Origin of the sequence: Longimicrobium sp., from assembly GCF_036554565.1 — a bacterium.
Lineage (GTDB): Bacteria > Gemmatimonadota > Gemmatimonadetes > Longimicrobiales > Longimicrobiaceae > Longimicrobium.
In genome coordinates, this window is record NZ_DATBNB010000463.1 from 1 (window position 1) to 16179 (window position 16179).

Below are 16179 nucleotides of genomic sequence, written 5' to 3' on the forward strand. Positions count from 1 at the left end.
GCGGTCCACGTGCGACTCGGCCGCCAGGTGCATCACCGCCGAGGGGCGGTGCTCCGCGAACACGCGCCGGATCTCCTCGGCGTCGCAGATGTCCACCTGCTCGAAGGCGAAGCCGGGGAGCCCCGCAACCGGCTCCAGCCCGTCCAGGTTACCCGCGTAGGTCAGGCAGTCCACCACCACCACCGGGGTGCCGCGGCCGCCCACCAGCTCGCGCACCAGCGCCGAGCCGATGAACCCGGCGCCGCCCGTCACCAGCACCGGCCCCGTGTTTCCGTCGCCGTTACGCATGGGTGCGGCCTCCCTCCGGCAGCGAGCGGGCGGCCTCCGTCGTCGCGCGGGATGAGGGAAGGTGCACGCCAATGTGCACAGCGTGGCGAGAAAGGCGTGCTCGTGACGCCGGCCCGGTACGAGTCATCGCGGGGGATTGTCGGAGGCGAAGGAGGGGACTGCAACACCTGCACGTAACAGAGATGGGCATATTATGTGTGTCGAGGCGGGTCCCTGTCAAGCAAAACGAATCCGGGTTTCCGGCCTGGAGCTGCTCCGAGGGATTGGCGGATTGGGGCCGGGGGTGGGACTGCTGCATGGCCGGGCACTGCGGCGCGTGGGACTGCGTGCGACGAAGGCGCCGCCCTTCCCGCGCGGGCGGCGCCGACGGGGGCGCCGCACCCCGAACATGCGCGCGCGGCCCGTGCGCACGTCTGCTGATGTGGATGTGCGCACGGGAGCAGCGGCTTCGTGTGGCCTGCCCCTCAGCCGAGGGGGATGCCGGTCTGCCGGGCCACGCGCTCCAGCGCCTCCACCATCGCGGGGTCGGTTACCGCACCTTCCCGCCCTGCTCTTCCGCCGGTATGTTTCCTGAGGCGTCGTATTACGGCAGTGCTCCCCTGGGCGCTCCTCCTCATCGCCTTCCCTACGCTGGCTCAGGCACCGTCGAGGACCACCTCCTTCCTGGCGCCTTGATCGTCTCGCGAACCGTGCTCGCCCCCAGCTCGTGACCTCCGAAAGAACGCATTCCGTTGCCCCACCCGTGGCTGAGCCGGCTCCGAACGGCGGGCTTCGCTCGCGCGGCGAGTGGCGGTTCCGGCCAGACATCGAGGGGCTGCGGGCCATCGCCATCCTGGCTGTGGTGCTGTACCATGCAGGCGTGCCGAACGTGCCCGCGGGTTACCTGGGCGTCGACGTGTTCTTCGTCCTTTCCGGGTTCCTGATCTCCGGCATCCTCCTGAGCGAGGCGGCGACCGGGACGATTTCTCTCCGCGCGTTCTGGGCCCGGCGGGCGCGGCGGCTGCTTCCCGCGGCGGCTGTGCTCATCCTGGCCGTCCTGGCCGTCGATGCAGTGCTCGCCTCGCCCATGGAGCGCACGCCGCACGCCCGGAGCGCCGTCGCGGCCTCGCTGTACGCCTCCAACATCCTCTTCGCCCTGCGCAGCCGGTTGTACTTTGGCCCGGAGAGCGGGCGCGATCCGCTGCTGCACACCTGGTCGCTGGGCGTGGAAGAGCAGTTCTACCTGCTCTTCGCGCCACTGGTGCTCTTCCTGGTGATGGGGGGCGGGGCCGCGGGGCTTCGCCGCCGCTTCGCCGTGGTGGTGGGCGCGGGCACGGCCGTGTCCTTCGGACTGTGTCTGGCAGCGGCGCGCGAGGCGCCGGCATGGGCGTTCTACCTCCTTCCCACGCGCGCCTGGGAGTTCGGGGCCGGGGCGCTGTGTGCCCTGGCCGTCGGCGGCCGGAGCCGCGGCGCGCGGACGTGGGAGGTCGTCGCGGGGCTGGGCGCCCCCGGCCTGGTCGGGGCGATGCTGCTGGATCCCGGCGGCACCTCGCTCTCGCACCCCGGCACGGCCACTCTTCTGCCCGTGCTCGCCACGGTGGCGATCATCCTGGCGGGCGGCACCGGCTCGCCGCCCCGGGTGTCGCGGGTGCTGGCACGCCCCTCGTTCCGGCTGCTCGGACGCCTGTCGTACTCATGGTACCTGTGGCACTGGCCCGCGCTGGTGTTCCTGAAGCTGGAAGTGCCGGCCGCCTCCGTGGGCCTGCGCCTGGCGGTCGCGGCGGCGGCGCTCCTCCCGGCGGCGCTCACCTACGCCCTGGTCGAGAACCCGGTTCGCTACCACGGAGCGTTCCAGCGCCGCCCGGGGCTGGCGATCGTGGGTGCGGCGCTGCTTACGGTGATCCTCGCCGGTGCTGCCTTCGCCGCGGGCGCCCTGGCGGAACGCGCCTACCGCTCCCCGCGCATGGCGGCCGTGCGCGAGGCGGGGCGGAAGCCGGACCGGGCCGCGCTCGGGTGCAGAGTGCTGAATGCTCCCTTCCTGGCGAGGGAGTGCGGAACGGGCGCGGGTGACGATCCCCTCGTGGTCCTGTTCGGCGATTCGCACGTCGGCCATTGGCTCCCGGCCTTCGTACCGCTGGCGGAGCGGCGCGGCTGGCGGGTGCTGATGGTGACCCGGGGCGGCTGCACGGCCCCCACGGTAACGGTGCTGCTCCGGGTGGCGCCGCTTTCCGGCAACCGCGACTGCGACGCGTGGCGCGCGGCCGCGCTGCGCTGGATCGCCGGCCAGCGGCCGCACATGGTGGTTCTCGGCAGCAGCCGCGACCGGACCATCCACGTGGGCGGGGACCGCTACCTGGCCGCGGACAGCACCGTCGAAGGCCGAAGGCGCTGGGCGGCCGGGCTGCGGCATACGGTCGAGCAGGTGCTGCCGTCCGGCGCCCGGGTAGTGGTGCTGCAGGACACGCCGCTGCCCGGCTTCGACGTGCCCGACTGCATCGCGCGGCACCTGGACCGTCCCGAGCAGTGCGACGTGCCCGCCGCGCGTGCCGTGGACCATCGGCTGGCCCGGGCCGAGCGGGAAGCGCTCGCCGGGTTGCACGGCGTTTCCTACATCGACATGAGCCCCGCCATCTGCGGCCCGCGCGTCTGCCGCGTGTACGTCGACGGAGTGATCCGCTTTCGCGACACCGACCACCTGTCCACCCGGTTCGCGGCAGCCCTCGCGCCCCGGCTCGACGCGGCGCTGGACGGAGGCGGCCCGCGGTGAGATCCACGCCGGGGCCCGTCGGGGCTTCCTCGCGCGCGCGGCTCGTGCGCACGTCCACGCTACGGACGTGCGCTGCCCACGGGCGCCCGCGGCTTCGTGTGGCCTGCCCCCTCAGCCGAGGGGGATGCCGGTCTGCCGCGCGACGCGCTCCAGCGCCTCCACCACCGCCGGGATGAGGGGAACGCCCTCGCGCCGCCGCACCTCTTCGGCGCGGCGGTTGGGATCGCCGGGGATCATGGGGCCCGAGGTGCCGGCCGCGGGGCGCGTCGCCCGGAGCGTGCGGATCCAGTCGTCCACCTGGCGTCCGAACTCCTCCGGGTCGGCGAAGCCGGCCACCTGGAAGGCGCCGAACAGGTGCCCCACCCCCTTGCCCACGGTCCGCGCGGGCGGCGGCAGGTGGGCGGGGAAGGGAGGCGCGAAGGGTCCCCAGCTGGCACCCCCCAGCGGCCCGCAGAGCAGGTCCACCATCGCCCCCAGGCAGTACCCCTTGTGCGCGCCGCGCTCGCGGTCGGACCCCAGCGGAAGGAGCGCGCCTCCGTTCAGCATGGCGTGCGGATCGGTGGTCATCCGGCCGTCGCGGTCGATGGCGCACCCTTCGGGGATGGAGGTTCCCTGCCGCGCCGCGTGCTCCACCTTGCCGAAGGCGAAGGCGCTGGTGGTGAGGTCGATGACCACCGGCGGCTCCTCCAGGGCGGGGAAGGCGATGGCCAGGGGGTTGGTCCCCAGCATCTTTTCGGCGCCCCACAGCGGCGCCACCTGCGGCGGGGAGTTGGTCATCGCCCAGCCGATCAGGCCGCGAGGGAGCGCCTGCAGCGGGTAGTACTCGCCCGCCCCGAAGTGGTTGCTGTTCCCCACGGCCACCCAGCCGGTCCCCACCCGCTCCGCCTTTTCCATCGCCAGCTCGTTGGCGCGCGGGCCCACCACCAGCCCCAGCCCGTTGTCGCCGTCCACCGTGGCCGTGGCGGGCGTTTCGCGCACCGTCCGGACGTTCGGGCGTGGGTTGATGCGCTCCTGCGCGAGCATTTCCACGTACTGCGGCAGCCGGGCCACCCCGTGCGTGTCGATGCCGCGCAGGTCCGCGCTGCTCAGCACGGCCGCCGCCAGCTCCGCGTCCGCGGCCGGCACCCCGAAGGTCTGCAGCACGCGCGAGGAGAACTCGCGCAGCAGCGCGGGCTCGAACGTCTTGTCCGCCGCGGCGGGCGGGATGTTGGGCACTGCGGTCACGTTCACTCTCGTTCTCTCCGCTCCCCGCCGCCACTCCGGGCGCGGGGCGAGCCGGAGCGCGCACCGGCCCGTGCACCCGTGCGCAGGAAACGCGGGAGCGGCGGTAGGGCGGAGCAAGGTGGAATCACGTTCCAGGACAGTCAATCAGGTACAGGACGGCCGGCTCTTCGTCAACCGCCTGGTCTCCCGGCGTCCCCAAAGGGTGTGCTCTCGGGCCGCGACGGCAGCGTCGGCCCTGGCGAAACGTCCGCGTGGGCCTCACACGCGGGCGTTCCGGGAAGCGCGCGGAGGGCGCGTCGGGTTGACACGGCAGAAACGAATGGGTTAGTGTTGGATGTCACGGATTCTGGCGGATCACGTGAGGACATTTCGCATCACAGCGGCGCGCCGATCCCGCCGCCGGAATCTCCTCACGCCGGTCCGTGCACGTTTCGCCGCGAGGTCTCGCCACACCGCCGTCCGAGCGCCCGCGACGGCGCCGCGGCCGAGGCGAGCCCTCTCGCGGCGCACATTCTACATCTACCTGTCAACGGAGTCGGTATGGCAACGCTCGAGCCGGAAGTCCTCAAGCCCGCCACGATCCAGGGCGCGCTTCCGCTGGAGGGCATCGACCACGTGGAGCTGTACGTGGGCAATGCCTACCAGGCGGCGCACTTCTACCGCACCATGTTCGGGTTTCGCCCCGTGGCGCGAGCGGGGCTGGAGACCGGCGTGCGCGACCGGCTCTCGATCGTCATGGAGCAGGGCGACATCCGCCTGGTGCTCACCAGCGGGCTGGACCCCGAGTCGCCCATCGCCCGGCACGCGGCGCTGCACGGCGACGCCGTGAAGGACGTGGCCTTCCGGGTGGCCGACGTGGACGCCGCCTTCCACACCGCCGTGGCCCGCGGCGCCCGGCCGGTGTCGCCGCCGCAGGTGCACGAGGACGAGCACGGCCGCGTGGTGCGCGCCACCATCGCCGCGCCGGGCGAAACGGTGCATTCGCTGGTGGAGCGGCACGGCTACACCGACATGCGCTTCCCCGGGTTCGTGGCCATCACCGACGCGCCGGCCACCCGCCCCACCGGGTTCGTGGAAGTGGACCACGTGGCGGTGAGCATGGAGCAGGGGCAGCTGGACCACTGGGTGGCCTTCTACAAGGACGTGCTGGGCTTCCACCAGTCGCACCACGAGATGGTGTGGACCAAGCACAGCGCCATGAACTCCAAGGTGGTGGAAGACGCCTCGGGGAAGATCAAGTTCCCCATCGTGGAGCCGGCCCACAACGGCGGCAAGTCGCAGGTGCAGGAGTACCTGAACTTCAACCACGGCGCGGGCGCGCAGCACGTGGCCTTCCTGTCCGACGACATCCGCGCCACGGTGCGGGCCATCCGCGAGAACGGCGTGCGATTCCTGCGCATTCCCGGCACTTACTACGAGATGCTGGAGGAGCGCGTGGGCGCCGTCGACCCCGCGCTGATGGCCGAGCTGCAGGAGCTGGGCATCCTGGTGGACTCCGACGACGACGGGCGGCTGATGCAGATCTTCAGCGAGCCGATCGAGGCGCGCCCCACCATGTTCGTGGAGGTCATCGAGCGGCAGGGCGCCCAGGGCTTCGGCTCCGGGAACATCAAGGCGCTGTTCGAGGCGGTGGAGCGCGAGCAGGAACTGCGAGGCAACATCTGATGACCGATACGGCTCCCGCCCCCGCCGCCGAACTGCGGCTGGCGGGGTGGGCCCGGGCCTCGGGTACGTCGGCGCTGCAGACCATGCTGTCGGTGGGCACGCGCCCGGGAACCATCTCCTTTGCCCTGGGCCTTCCCGCGCCGGAGTTCTTTCCCGCCGAGGAGTACGGCCGCGCCGCCGCGGCCGTGCTGGCCGAGGACCCGCGCGCCCTGCAGTACTCGCCGCCCTGCGCGCCGTTGCAGGCGCACGTGGCGGCGCTCATGGCGCAGCGCGGGGTTGCGTGCGCGCCGGAGCAGGTGTTCCTGACCACGGGCGCGCAGCAGGGGATCAGCCTGCTGGCCCGCCTGCTGCTGGAGCCGGGCGGCGAGATCATCACCGACACGCTGTGCTACACGGGCTTTCAGCAGGCGGTGGAGCCGTTCGCCCCGCGCATTCTCACCGTGCCCACCGACCTGGACACGGGGATGGACGTGGACGCGGTGGAGGCGCTGCTGGCCGGCGGCGCGCGCCCGGCCTTCATCTACACCGTTCCTGACGGGCACAACCCGCTGGCGGTGAGCATGTCGGCGGAAAAGCGGGTGCGGCTGGTGGAGATCGCGCGCCGCTACGGGGTGCCGGTGGTGGAGGACGATCCGTACGGCTTTCTGGCGTACGACGGCGCGCCCGCCCATCCGCTGCGGGCGCTGGAGCGGGAGTGGGTGTTCTACGTGGGCTCGTTCAGCAAGGTGCTGGCGCCCGCGCTGCGGCTGGGCTGGATCATCGTGCCGCAGGAGTTGGTGCGGCTGCTGGCCATCGGCAAGGAGGCCAGCGACATCAACACCGCCACGCTGGCGCAGCGCGGGGCGGCGCGGTTCTTCGACGGCGGCCACCTTCCCGCGCACCTTGCCATGCTGCGGCGCGAGTACCGCCTGCGCCGCGACACCATGCTGGCCGCGCTGGCAGAGCACTTTCCCGCCGGCACCCTCTGGCGGAAGCCTTCCGCGGGCGTGTTCATCTGGGTGGAGCTGCCGGAGGGGACGGATGCGGGCGAGGTGCTGCGCGTGGCCATCGAGCAGGAGGGCGTGGTCTTCGTGCCCGGCCACGCCTTTGCGGCGGACGGCAGCCGCACCGCCAGCCACTGCATGCGCCTCAACTTTTCCCACAGCACGCCGGACGTGATCGAGGAGGGCATCGCCCGCCTGGGCCGGGCCCTGCGGAGCCTGGCGGCCTGAGCCACGCACCGGGTCCGACGCAATTCGGATACGTTGATGCGGAGTCGGGGGTTCCCGGCTCCGCTTTCCTGTTCCGGGGGAGAAATCGTCGAGGAGCGGTTCGAGGGGCGGCGATCCGTCGCCGGACACCCTCCGGAAACGCCCTTTTGGGCCACGGATGGGAACGTTGCGCTTCTGTGGCTGGGTTGCGTTTTCAGGCGGGGAATAATACTATTTTCGATACCGACGAACGACCTTTTCCTGCCTCCACCGAACGTTTTGCGCCCATGCGCGCCGAACGTTCCGCCGCCGCACCGCCGGCGAATGAGCCCCGGATTTTCCCGATGACGAAGGAGAGATCGTGAGCGGTCCCGTGATCAACGCCAACGTGGTGGACGCGCTGGTGCTTCCCCGGCTGGTGTGGCTGCGTCCGAACCTGGTGGGGCTGGTGTTCACGCTGTCGAAGCTGCTCCCCGCCCGCTTCATCGTCACCAGGGCGCGCGAAACGGGCGAGCTGCGGCCGGGCGGGCTGATCGCCGAGACCAGCTCGGGAACGTTCGGGCTGTCGCTGGCGATGGTGGCCCGGCTGCACGGGCACCCGGTGCAGTTGGTGAGCGACCCCTCCATCGAACCGCCGCTGCAGCGCCGGCTGCAGGACCTGGGCGCCACCGTCCACATCGTGAGCGACCCGGGCCCGTCCGGCGCCTTCCAGATCGCCCGGCTCGAGCTCCTGCAGCGCATCCTGGCGGAAAATCCGGGGACGTTCTGCCCTCGCCAGTACACCAACCCCCAGAACCCGGCCAGCTTTGCCCCGTGCGCCGAGCAGCTCGCCCACGCGGCGGAGACGGTGGACTGCCTGGTGGGCCCGGTGGGTTCCGGCGGCTCGCTCTGCGGCACCGCGTCGTTCCTCCGCCTCCTTTCGCCCGAGCTGAACGTGGTGGCGGTCGACACGCATCACAGCGTCATCTTTGGCCTGACCGAGGGCCGCCGCACGCTGAAGGGGCTGGGGAACAGCCTGGTGCCCCCCAACGTGGACCACGCGGCGGTAGACCTGGTGCACTGGGTGGGCGCCGCCGAGGCCTACCACGCCACCCGGCGGCTGCACGCGGAGCACGCGGTGTTCATGGGCCCCACCAGCGGCGCGGCGTTCCTGGTGGCCGACTGGTACGCCCGGAACAACCCCGACTCGCTCACCGCGGTGATCCTCCCGGACGAGGGCTACCGCTACCAGAACACCGTGTACGACGACGCCTGGCTGGCGGAGAAGGGGCTGCGGCTGGGCGCGCCCCCCGCCGGGCCGGTGGAGTGGGACCGCCCCCACGACGGCGACGACGCGTGGTCGTACTTCCGCTGGGGCCGCCGCGACTACGCCCAGGTGATGGGCGCTCCCCCCGCGCGCCTGGAACTGGCGTCGCTCTGACGGGCCGCCACTGCTTCACACGGGGATGCGTCCGCGGTGGACGCATGCCCCCGCTTTTTGTATCGCCCTGCTCCCTGCGGAACACGATCGCTCCTCCGCGGCATGCGGTCCCATCGGGTGCGCGTCTTTGTGTCCAGAGTGGAGCATTTCCGCTCCTCGATCCGAGCCTGGAACAGACGGGTTTCTCGCACGCTCCTTTTCGACAGAAACGTCAGGAAGAGGGCTGGTGATTGCTGCTAAACCTGACGGGAACGGTTGACGGCACGGGCGCGGCCGGGTTATCGTTCCTTTCCCCACGTTTTTGGAAGATTGCGCCGTTCCAGTCCTCCAGACCAACGGCCGTGCCGCCCGAGGTTGTCGGACCGTCTCCCCCGCCCCGGCTTCCGAGGCGGAAACGTGGGAGCCTGTCTGCGTTTCGGGTGCGGCCGGTCAGGGGGGTCGGGAGCCGTCACGCGAGGTGGCAGGGGGAGGAATCCCGGGGAGGCGGACGGCCCGCCAGTTTCACGTCTCAGGCAAGATTTTTCAAGGGAAACAGTCCATGCACGTGCTTCCTGGTCGGACCTCGTCCACATCGCCGGCGGTGACGCTGAGCGCGGTCCGGGCGGAACTGCCCGCGATTGACGACGAGCTGCTGCGGGACCAGGCAGAGTACTGGCAGGAGACGCTGGCTGACCCCCCGGAGCCGCTGGAACTGCCCGCGGACCGCCCGCGCCCCGGGCAGGCGGACCCCACCGGAGGCCTCGTTCGCCTGGAGCTGGACGAGGAGCTGGTTGCTGCCCTGGATGCGCTCAAAATACGTCACAGCTCGCACATTTCCACCGTGCTGCTGGCCGGGTGGGCGGCGGTGCTGGGCCGGCTGTCGGGGCAGACCAACCTGGTGATCGGCACCTCCCTGGGGAGCCGCGAGACGGAAGGGCTGGCGGGCGCATTCGCGAGCGCCCTGCCGGTGCGGGTGGACCTGTCGGGATTGCCCACGACCGCGGAACTGCTGGGGCGGGTGGACGCGCGGGTGCGTGGCGCGCTGCGGAACCAGGACCTTCCCTGGGAGCGGGTGGTGGAGCTCGTGCAGCCGGACGGCGCCGCTTCCGCCACGCCGCTCTTCCGTGCGGCGTTCGCGTGGCGCGACGCACCCGCGGCCGGCCCGGAGCTGCGCGGCTCGGAATCGCGTGCGGTGGCCGATATAGAGCGGTGCTCGACCGGCGGCCTCGACATCGCTCTCGAACTCGGGGAGGAGAACGGACGGGTCGCGGGCCAGGTGGTGTTCGCGACGGCGCTGTTCGACCCCGAGACGGTGGAGCGCTACGCGGGGTACCTGCGCCGGATGCTGGCCGGGATGGCGGCGGACGAGGCCCTGCCGGTGGACCGGCTGGCGCTGCTGTCGGCCGAGGAGCGCCGCCTCGTCACGGAGGAGTGGAACCGCACGGAGACGCCGTACCCCGCCGACTCGTACATCCACGAGCTTTTCGAAGCGCAGGCCGCGCGCACGCCCGACGCGGTGGCGGTGGTCTTCGAAGACCGGGAGCTGACGTACGCGGAGCTGAACGCCCGCGCCAACCGGCTGGCGCATCACCTCCGCGGCCTGGGCGTGGGCCCCGACGTGCGCGTGGGGATCTGCGTGGAGCGCGAGCCCGAGCTGGTGGTGGCCGTGCTGGGGGTGCTGAAGTCCGGCGGCGCGTACCTGCCGCTGGACCCCGCCTACCCGCGGGAGCGGCTGCTGGACATGGTGCAGGACAGCGCCCCGGTGGTCATGCTGACGCAGGGGTCGCTCGCGGGACGGCTGGCCGGCCTGGACGTGCCCCTGCTGTCCCTCGACGAGGGCGAAGCGTGGTGGGATGGCCAGCCGGCCACGAACCCGGAGCGCGCGGCGCTGACGCCGGACCACCTGACGTACGTGATCTACACCTCGGGCTCCACGGGGCGGCCCAAGGGCGTGATGATGACGCACGGGGGCGCCTCCAACCTGCTGCACTGGTACCTGGGCGCCACCGCGATGACGGAGCGCGACGCGGTGCTGGTGGTCACCTCCTTCAGCTTTCACCTCACGCAGCGGAACCTCATGGCTCCGCTGTTCGTAGGCGGCCGGGTGCACCTGGCGCGCGAGCCGTTCGAGCCGCAGAGGCTCACGGCGCAGATCGTCGCGTCCGGCATCACCATGATGAACCTGACGCCGACGGGCTTCCAGGCGCTGGTGGAGGCGGACGGGGGGAAGGCGATCCGCGGGCTGCGCATCGTGGTCTTCGGCGGGGAGCCGCTGTACCCGCGCCAGTTGGCGCGGGTGCCGGAGCCCCGTCCGGTGTTCCTGAACCCGTACGGCTCCACCGAGGCCACCGGGATCACGGCGCACCACTACGCGCGGGCGGACCTGTCGAGCTACTCCAGCCGCTCCATGCCGCCGGGCCGCCCCATCGCCAACGCCACCATCTACGTGCTGGACGCGGCGGGTGAGCCGGTGCCGGTGGGGGTGACGGGCGAGCTGTACCTGGGCGGCGCGGGCGTGACGCGCGGGTACCGGCGGCTCCCGGGGCAAACGGCCGAGCGCTTTCTGCCCGATCCCTTCGGCACGCAACCCGGCGCGCGGCTGTACCGCACGGGCGACCTGGGGCGGTGGCTGCCGGACGGGACCATCGAGTTCATGGGCCGCGCCGACTCGCAGGTAAAGGTGCGCGGGTTCCGCATCGAGCTGGGCGAGATCGAGGCGCGGCTGGCCGAGCACGCGGCCGTGCACGAGACGGTGGTGGTGGCGCGCGACGGCGAGGTGGGCGACCCGCGGCTGGTTGCCTACTACACGGGCGACGGTGCGGCCGCGTCGACGTTGCGCGCGCACCTGGCGGAGCGGCTGCCGGAGTACATGGTGCCGGCCGCGTTCGTCCACATGGACGCGCTCCCGGTGAACCCCAACGGCAAGCTGGACCGCAAGGCGCTGCCGGAGCCGGTGTTCACGGGGGACGACGAGAACTACGTCGCGCCGCGCACGCCGGTGGAGGAGGTGCTGGCGGGGATCTGGGCCGAGGTGCTGGGCCTGGAGCGGCTGGGGGTGCACGACGGCTTCTTCGAACTGGGCGGGCACTCGCTGCTGGCCACGCGGGTGGTGTCGCGGGTGCGCGAGGTGTTCAGCGTGGAGCTGCCGCTGCGGGCGTTCTTCGAGGGACCCACGGTGGCGGAGCTGGCCGTCCGCGTGGAGGAGCTGCGCGGGGCGGGGGCGGCGGTGCTGCCGCCCGTGGTGCCGGCCGGGCGCACGCAGGTGCCGCCGCTGTCGTTCGCGCAGCAGCGGCTCTGGTTCCTGGAGCAGATGGGGAACCTGGGCAGCGCGTACCACATCCCCATGCGCCTGCGGCTGCGGGGCGAGCTGGACCGCGGCGCGCTGGCGCGGGCGCTGGACCGCATCGTCGCCCGCCACGAGGTGCTGCGCACCTCGTTCCCCACGGTGGACGGCGAGCCGGTGCAGCGCATCGCCCCGGCCGAGGAGGGCGCGCTGCGGCTCGTGGAGCACGATCTCCATGCCGCGCCCGACGCGGAAGGCGAGCTTCGCCGCCTGGTGCGGGACGAGGTGAACGCGCTCTTCGACCTGGAGCACGGGCCGCTGATCCGCGGGCGGCTGGTGCGGATGGCGGCCGACGACCACGTGCTGCTGCTGACGATGCACCACATCGTCGCCGACGGCTGGTCCACCGGCGTGCTCTTCCGTGAGCTGGGCGCGCTGTACGCCGCCTTCGCGCGCGGCGAGCCCGATCCCCTCCCGCCGCTGCCGGTGCAGTACGCCGACTACGCCGCATGGCACCGCCGCTGGGTAGAAGGCCCGGTGCTGGAGGCGCAGGCGGAGTACTGGACGCGGACGCTGGCCGGCGCGCCGGAGCTGCTGGAACTGCCTACCGACCACCCGCGCCCGGCCAAGCAGGACTTCGCCGGCGCGGCGGTGAACGTGGAGCTCGACGAGGCGCTGACCGCGGCGCTCAAGGTCCTCTCGCAGCGGCACGGGGTCACGCTGTTCATGACGCTGCTCGCCGGATGGGCCGCCGTGCTCGCCCGGCTCTCGGGCCAGGACGACGTGGTGATCGGCACCCCGAGCGCCAACCGCGGCCGCGCCGAGGTAGAGGAGCTGATCGGCTTCTTCGTGAACACGCTTCCCGTGCGCATCCGCCTGGCGGATGCGCCGCGCGTGGGGGAGCTGCTCGGTCGCGTGAAGGCGCGGGCGCTGGAGGCGCAGAGGAACCAGGACATCCCGCTCGAACAGGTGGTGGAGCGAGTGCGGCCCACGCGCAGCCTGGCGTACAGCCCGCTCTTCCAGGTGATGTTCGCGTGGCAGAACGCGCCGGAGGGCACGCCTGGGCTGCCGGGGCTGCACTCCGCGGCCGTGCCGGCATCCGCGCAGACGACCGCCAAGTTCGACCTTACGCTCACCCTCGCCGAGAGCGGGGACCGGATCGTGGGGGACCTGAACTTCGCGACCGCGCTCTTCGATCACTCGACGGCGGAGCGCCACGCGGGCTACCTGCGCCGGGTGCTGGAGGAGATGGCGGCGGACGACGCGCAGCCCGTCGATGAGCTGGCGCTGCTCCCCGCCGATGAGCGCGCGCAGGTGCTGGAGGAGTGGAACCGCACCGCGGCCGAGGTTCCGCAGGATCGGTGCATCCACGAGCTGTTCGAGGCGCAGGCGGAGCGCACGCCGGGCGCGGTGGCGGTGGCCTTCGAAGATGAGGCGCTCACCTACGGCGAGCTGAACCGGAGCGCGAACCGCCTGGCGCATCACCTCCGCGGCCTCGGCGTGGGGCCGGACGCACGGGTGGCGGTCTGCGTGGAGCGCGGCCCGGAGATGGTCATCGCCTTGGTGGCCACGCTCAAGGCGGGCGGCGCCTACGTGCCGCTGGACCCGGCGTACCCCGCAGACCGGCTGCGGTACATGCTGGAGGACAGCGCGCCGGCGGCGCTCGTGACGCAGTCGTCGCAGGCCGGCACCTTCGCGGGCGTGCACGTGCCGGTGGTGGACCTCGACGCCCAGACGTGGGTGGATAAACCGGAGACGAACTCCCCGTCCGCGGGGCTCACCCCCGGCCACCTGGCGTACGTCATCTACACCTCCGGCTCCACGGGGCGGCCCAAGGGCGTGATGGTGGAGCACCGAAGCCTGGTGAACCACACCGCGTGGCAGGCAGCGGCGTTCGGCATCGGCGCGGGCGACACGGTGCTGCAGCGCACCTCCGTCTCGTTCGATGCGTCCGTGTGGGAGCTGTGGACGCCGCTGGCCACCGGCGCGCGGATGCTGCTCCTCTCGTCCGACGCGGCGAAGGACCCGGAGGCCATGGGGCGGGTGATGGCGGACGGCGGGGTCACCGTCGCGCAGTTCGTTCCCACCCTTCTCCAGGCGATGCTCGGCGCGCGTCCGGCGGGAAGCCCGCTCCCCTGCCGGATCCTCTTCTGCGGGGGCGAGCCGCTTACGGCCGCGCTGGTGCAGGAGGCGCGCGCCGCGGGCGCGGGCGAGGTGGTGAACCTGTACGGCCCCACCGAGGCGACCATCGATTCCACCTCGCACGTGTGCGGCGTGGACGGCCGCGCACCCGCCATCGGCCAGCCCATCGCCAACGCGCGCGTCTACGTGCTGGACGCGCGGGGCGAGCCGGCGCCCGTGGGGGTAGCGGGTGAGCTGTACGTGGGCGGGGCCGGCGTGGCGCGCGGCTACCTGGGGCGGCCGGCGCTGACCGCGGAGCGCTTCGTCCCCGATCCGTTCTCGGTGGATGGCGGGGCGCGGATGTACCGCACCGGCGACCTGGGCCGCTGGCGGGCGGACGGTACGCTGGAGTTCCTGGGGCGCACCGACTTCCAGGTGAAGGTCCGCGGCTTCCGCATCGAGCCGGGCGAGATCGAGGCGCGGCTAGCCGAGCACCCGAGCGTGCGCGAGGCAGTCGTCCTGGCGCGCGAGGATGCGCCCGGGGATAGGCGGCTGGTGGCGTACGTGGTGGGCGACGAGGCTGCGGGGGCGGAAGCGCTGCGTGCGCACCTGGGCCAGGCGCTACCTGCGTACATGGTGCCGTCGGCGTTCGTGCGCCTGGACGCATTCCCGCTCACGCCGAGCGGCAAGGTAGACCGCCGGGCGCTTCCCGCCCCGGAGGGCGGCGCCCATGCGGCGCGGGAGTACGAGGCCCCGGTGGGCAAGGTGGAACAGTCGCTCGCCGAGATCTGGGCCGAGCTGCTGGGCGTGGAGCGGGTGGGGCGCGGGGACGACTTCTTCCTGCTGGGCGGACACTCGCTGCTGGCGGTGCAGATGATCTCGCGGGTGCGGCAGGCGATGCAGGTGGAGCTTGCCCTGGCCGCCGTGTTCGAGGTGCCCGTGCTTTCTGCCCTCGCCGACCGGATCTTGGACCTGCGGCTTGCCCAGTTCGACCCCGAAGCCCAAGCGCGGTTCGCGAGGCTCGTTCGCGAGCCCGGCGCAACGACCGCGTAACGCAAACTGCCAGACAACGCCTTCAAGATAGCTTCCGTTGAGCATGCAGAATCTTTCGCCGGCCGAGCGCCTGGCGCTTCTCGAGCTCCTCGAGGCCAACGCGCCCAAGCAGGAGGCGCCGACGCTCTCGCAGATCCAGCCGGTGGACCGGAGCGGACCGCTGCCGCTGTCGTTTGCGCAGTGGCGGCTCTGGTTTTTGGACCAGCTCGGGATTCCGGGCGCGCTGTACCACATTCCGACGCGCCTGCGGTTGAGGGGCGAGCTGAACCGGAACGCGCTGATCCGTGCGCTGGACCGGGTGGTCGCCCGTCACGAGGCGCTGCGCACCACCTTCACGGAGATCGGCGCCGAGCAGGTGCAGCGGATCGCGCCGGTAGAGGAGAGCCCCTTCCAGCTGGCGGAGCACGACCTCCGCGGCCACCCGGAGGCCGGGGCGGAGCTTCGCCGGCTGCTGGCGGAGGAAGCGGCCACGCCCTTCGACCTGGCCCGCGGGCCGTTGATCCGCGGGCACCTGATCCGGCTGGCGGACGATGACCAGGTGGTGCACATCACCATGCACCACATCGTTTCCGACGGGTGGAGCATGGGGGTGTTCACCCGCGAGCTGAGCGCGCTCTACGACGCCTTCCGCAAGGGCGAGCCGGACCCGCTGCCCCCGCTGCCCATCCAGTACGCTGACTATGCGGTCTGGCAGCGGCGGTGGGTGGACGGCGAGGTGCTCAAAGGGCAGGCGGAGTACTGGAAGAAGACGCTGGCCGGCGCGGCCGCGCTGCTGGAGCTGCCGACCGACCGGCCTCGGCCCCCGCGGCAGGACTTCACCGGCGGCGAGGTGCTGATCGAACTGGACGCGGAGCTGACGGCGGGGCTGAAGGCGCTGACCCGGCGGCACGGGGGCACGCTGTACATGGCGTTCCTGGCGGCGTGGGCGGTGGTGCTCGGCCGGCTGTCGGGACAGGAAGACGTGGTGATCGGCAGCCCGGTGGCGGGGCGGGGGCGGCGCGAGATCGAGGGGCTGATCGGCTTCTTCGTGAACACCCTGGCGATCCGGGTGGGCGTGTCCGGCTCGCTCACGGTGGGGGAGCTGCTGCGGCGGGCGAAGGAGCGGGCGCTGGAAGCGCAGCAGCACCAGGACATCCCGTTCGAGCAGGTGGTGGAGCTGCTGCAGCCGGTGCGCAGCCTGGCGCACACGCCGCTCTTCCAGGTGATGTTC

The 16179-nt window shown here is 72.2% G+C and carries 8 protein-coding genes; 6 read left to right on the forward strand and 2 right to left on the reverse strand.

Features of this window, described 5'->3' with window-relative positions:
• Positions 1-288: GDP-mannose 4,6-dehydratase (locus tag VIB55_RS12715; protein WP_331877022.1), on the reverse strand; the 288-nt coding region annotated here is incomplete at its 3' end.
• 742 nt (positions 289-1030) lie between these two features.
• Here VIB55_RS12715 and VIB55_RS12720 point away from each other — a divergent pair.
• Entirely contained in the window at positions 1031-3034 is a 2004-nt protein-coding gene (locus VIB55_RS12720) for an acyltransferase family protein (RefSeq protein WP_331877023.1), read from the forward strand.
• Positions 3035-3145: 111 nt separating this feature from the next.
• On the opposite strand, the gene VIB55_RS12725 is transcribed toward VIB55_RS12720, so the two are convergent.
• Complete coding sequence (locus VIB55_RS12725) at positions 3146-4264, reverse strand: Ldh family oxidoreductase (protein WP_331877024.1); 1119 nt, start codon at positions 4262-4264, stop codon at positions 3146-3148.
• A gap of 534 nt (positions 4265-4798) precedes the next feature.
• Between VIB55_RS12725 and hppD the strand changes: the two genes are divergently transcribed.
• The 5 genes from hppD to VIB55_RS12750 all read left to right on the forward strand — a co-directional run.
• Positions 4799-5923, forward strand: coding sequence for a 4-hydroxyphenylpyruvate dioxygenase (gene hppD, locus VIB55_RS12730; RefSeq protein ID WP_331877025.1), 1125 nt, complete (start codon positions 4799-4801; stop codon positions 5921-5923).
• Positions 5923-7134, forward strand: coding sequence for a PLP-dependent aminotransferase family protein (locus tag VIB55_RS12735; protein WP_331877026.1), 1212 nt, complete (start codon positions 5923-5925; stop codon positions 7132-7134). Before hppD ends, VIB55_RS12735 begins: the two co-directional genes overlap by 1 nt.
• Before the next feature lie 340 nt (positions 7135-7474).
• Positions 7475-8533 (forward strand): cysteine synthase family protein, encoded by a 1059-nt coding sequence (locus VIB55_RS12740; RefSeq protein WP_331877027.1) that lies wholly within the window; start codon positions 7475-7477, stop codon positions 8531-8533.
• Between the two features lie 538 nt (positions 8534-9071).
• Positions 9072-14969, forward strand: coding sequence for an amino acid adenylation domain-containing protein (locus VIB55_RS12745; protein WP_331877028.1), 5898 nt, complete (start codon positions 9072-9074; stop codon positions 14967-14969).
• A 37-nt stretch (positions 14970-15006) separates the two neighbouring features.
• Positions 15007-16179: condensation domain-containing protein (locus VIB55_RS12750; RefSeq protein WP_414681554.1), on the forward strand; the 1173-nt coding region annotated here is incomplete at its 3' end.

Coding starts and splice junctions, on each gene's coding strand:
- hppD (WP_331877025.1), top strand. CDS start 4,799: ATGGCAACGCTCGAGCCGGAAGTCCTCAAGCCCGCCACGATCCAGGGC.
- VIB55_RS12735 (WP_331877026.1), top strand. CDS start 5,923: ATGACCGATACGGCTCCCGCCCCCGCCGCCGAACTGCGGCTGGCGGGG.
- VIB55_RS12745 (WP_331877028.1), top strand. CDS start 9,072: ATGCACGTGCTTCCTGGTCGGACCTCGTCCACATCGCCGGCGGTGACG.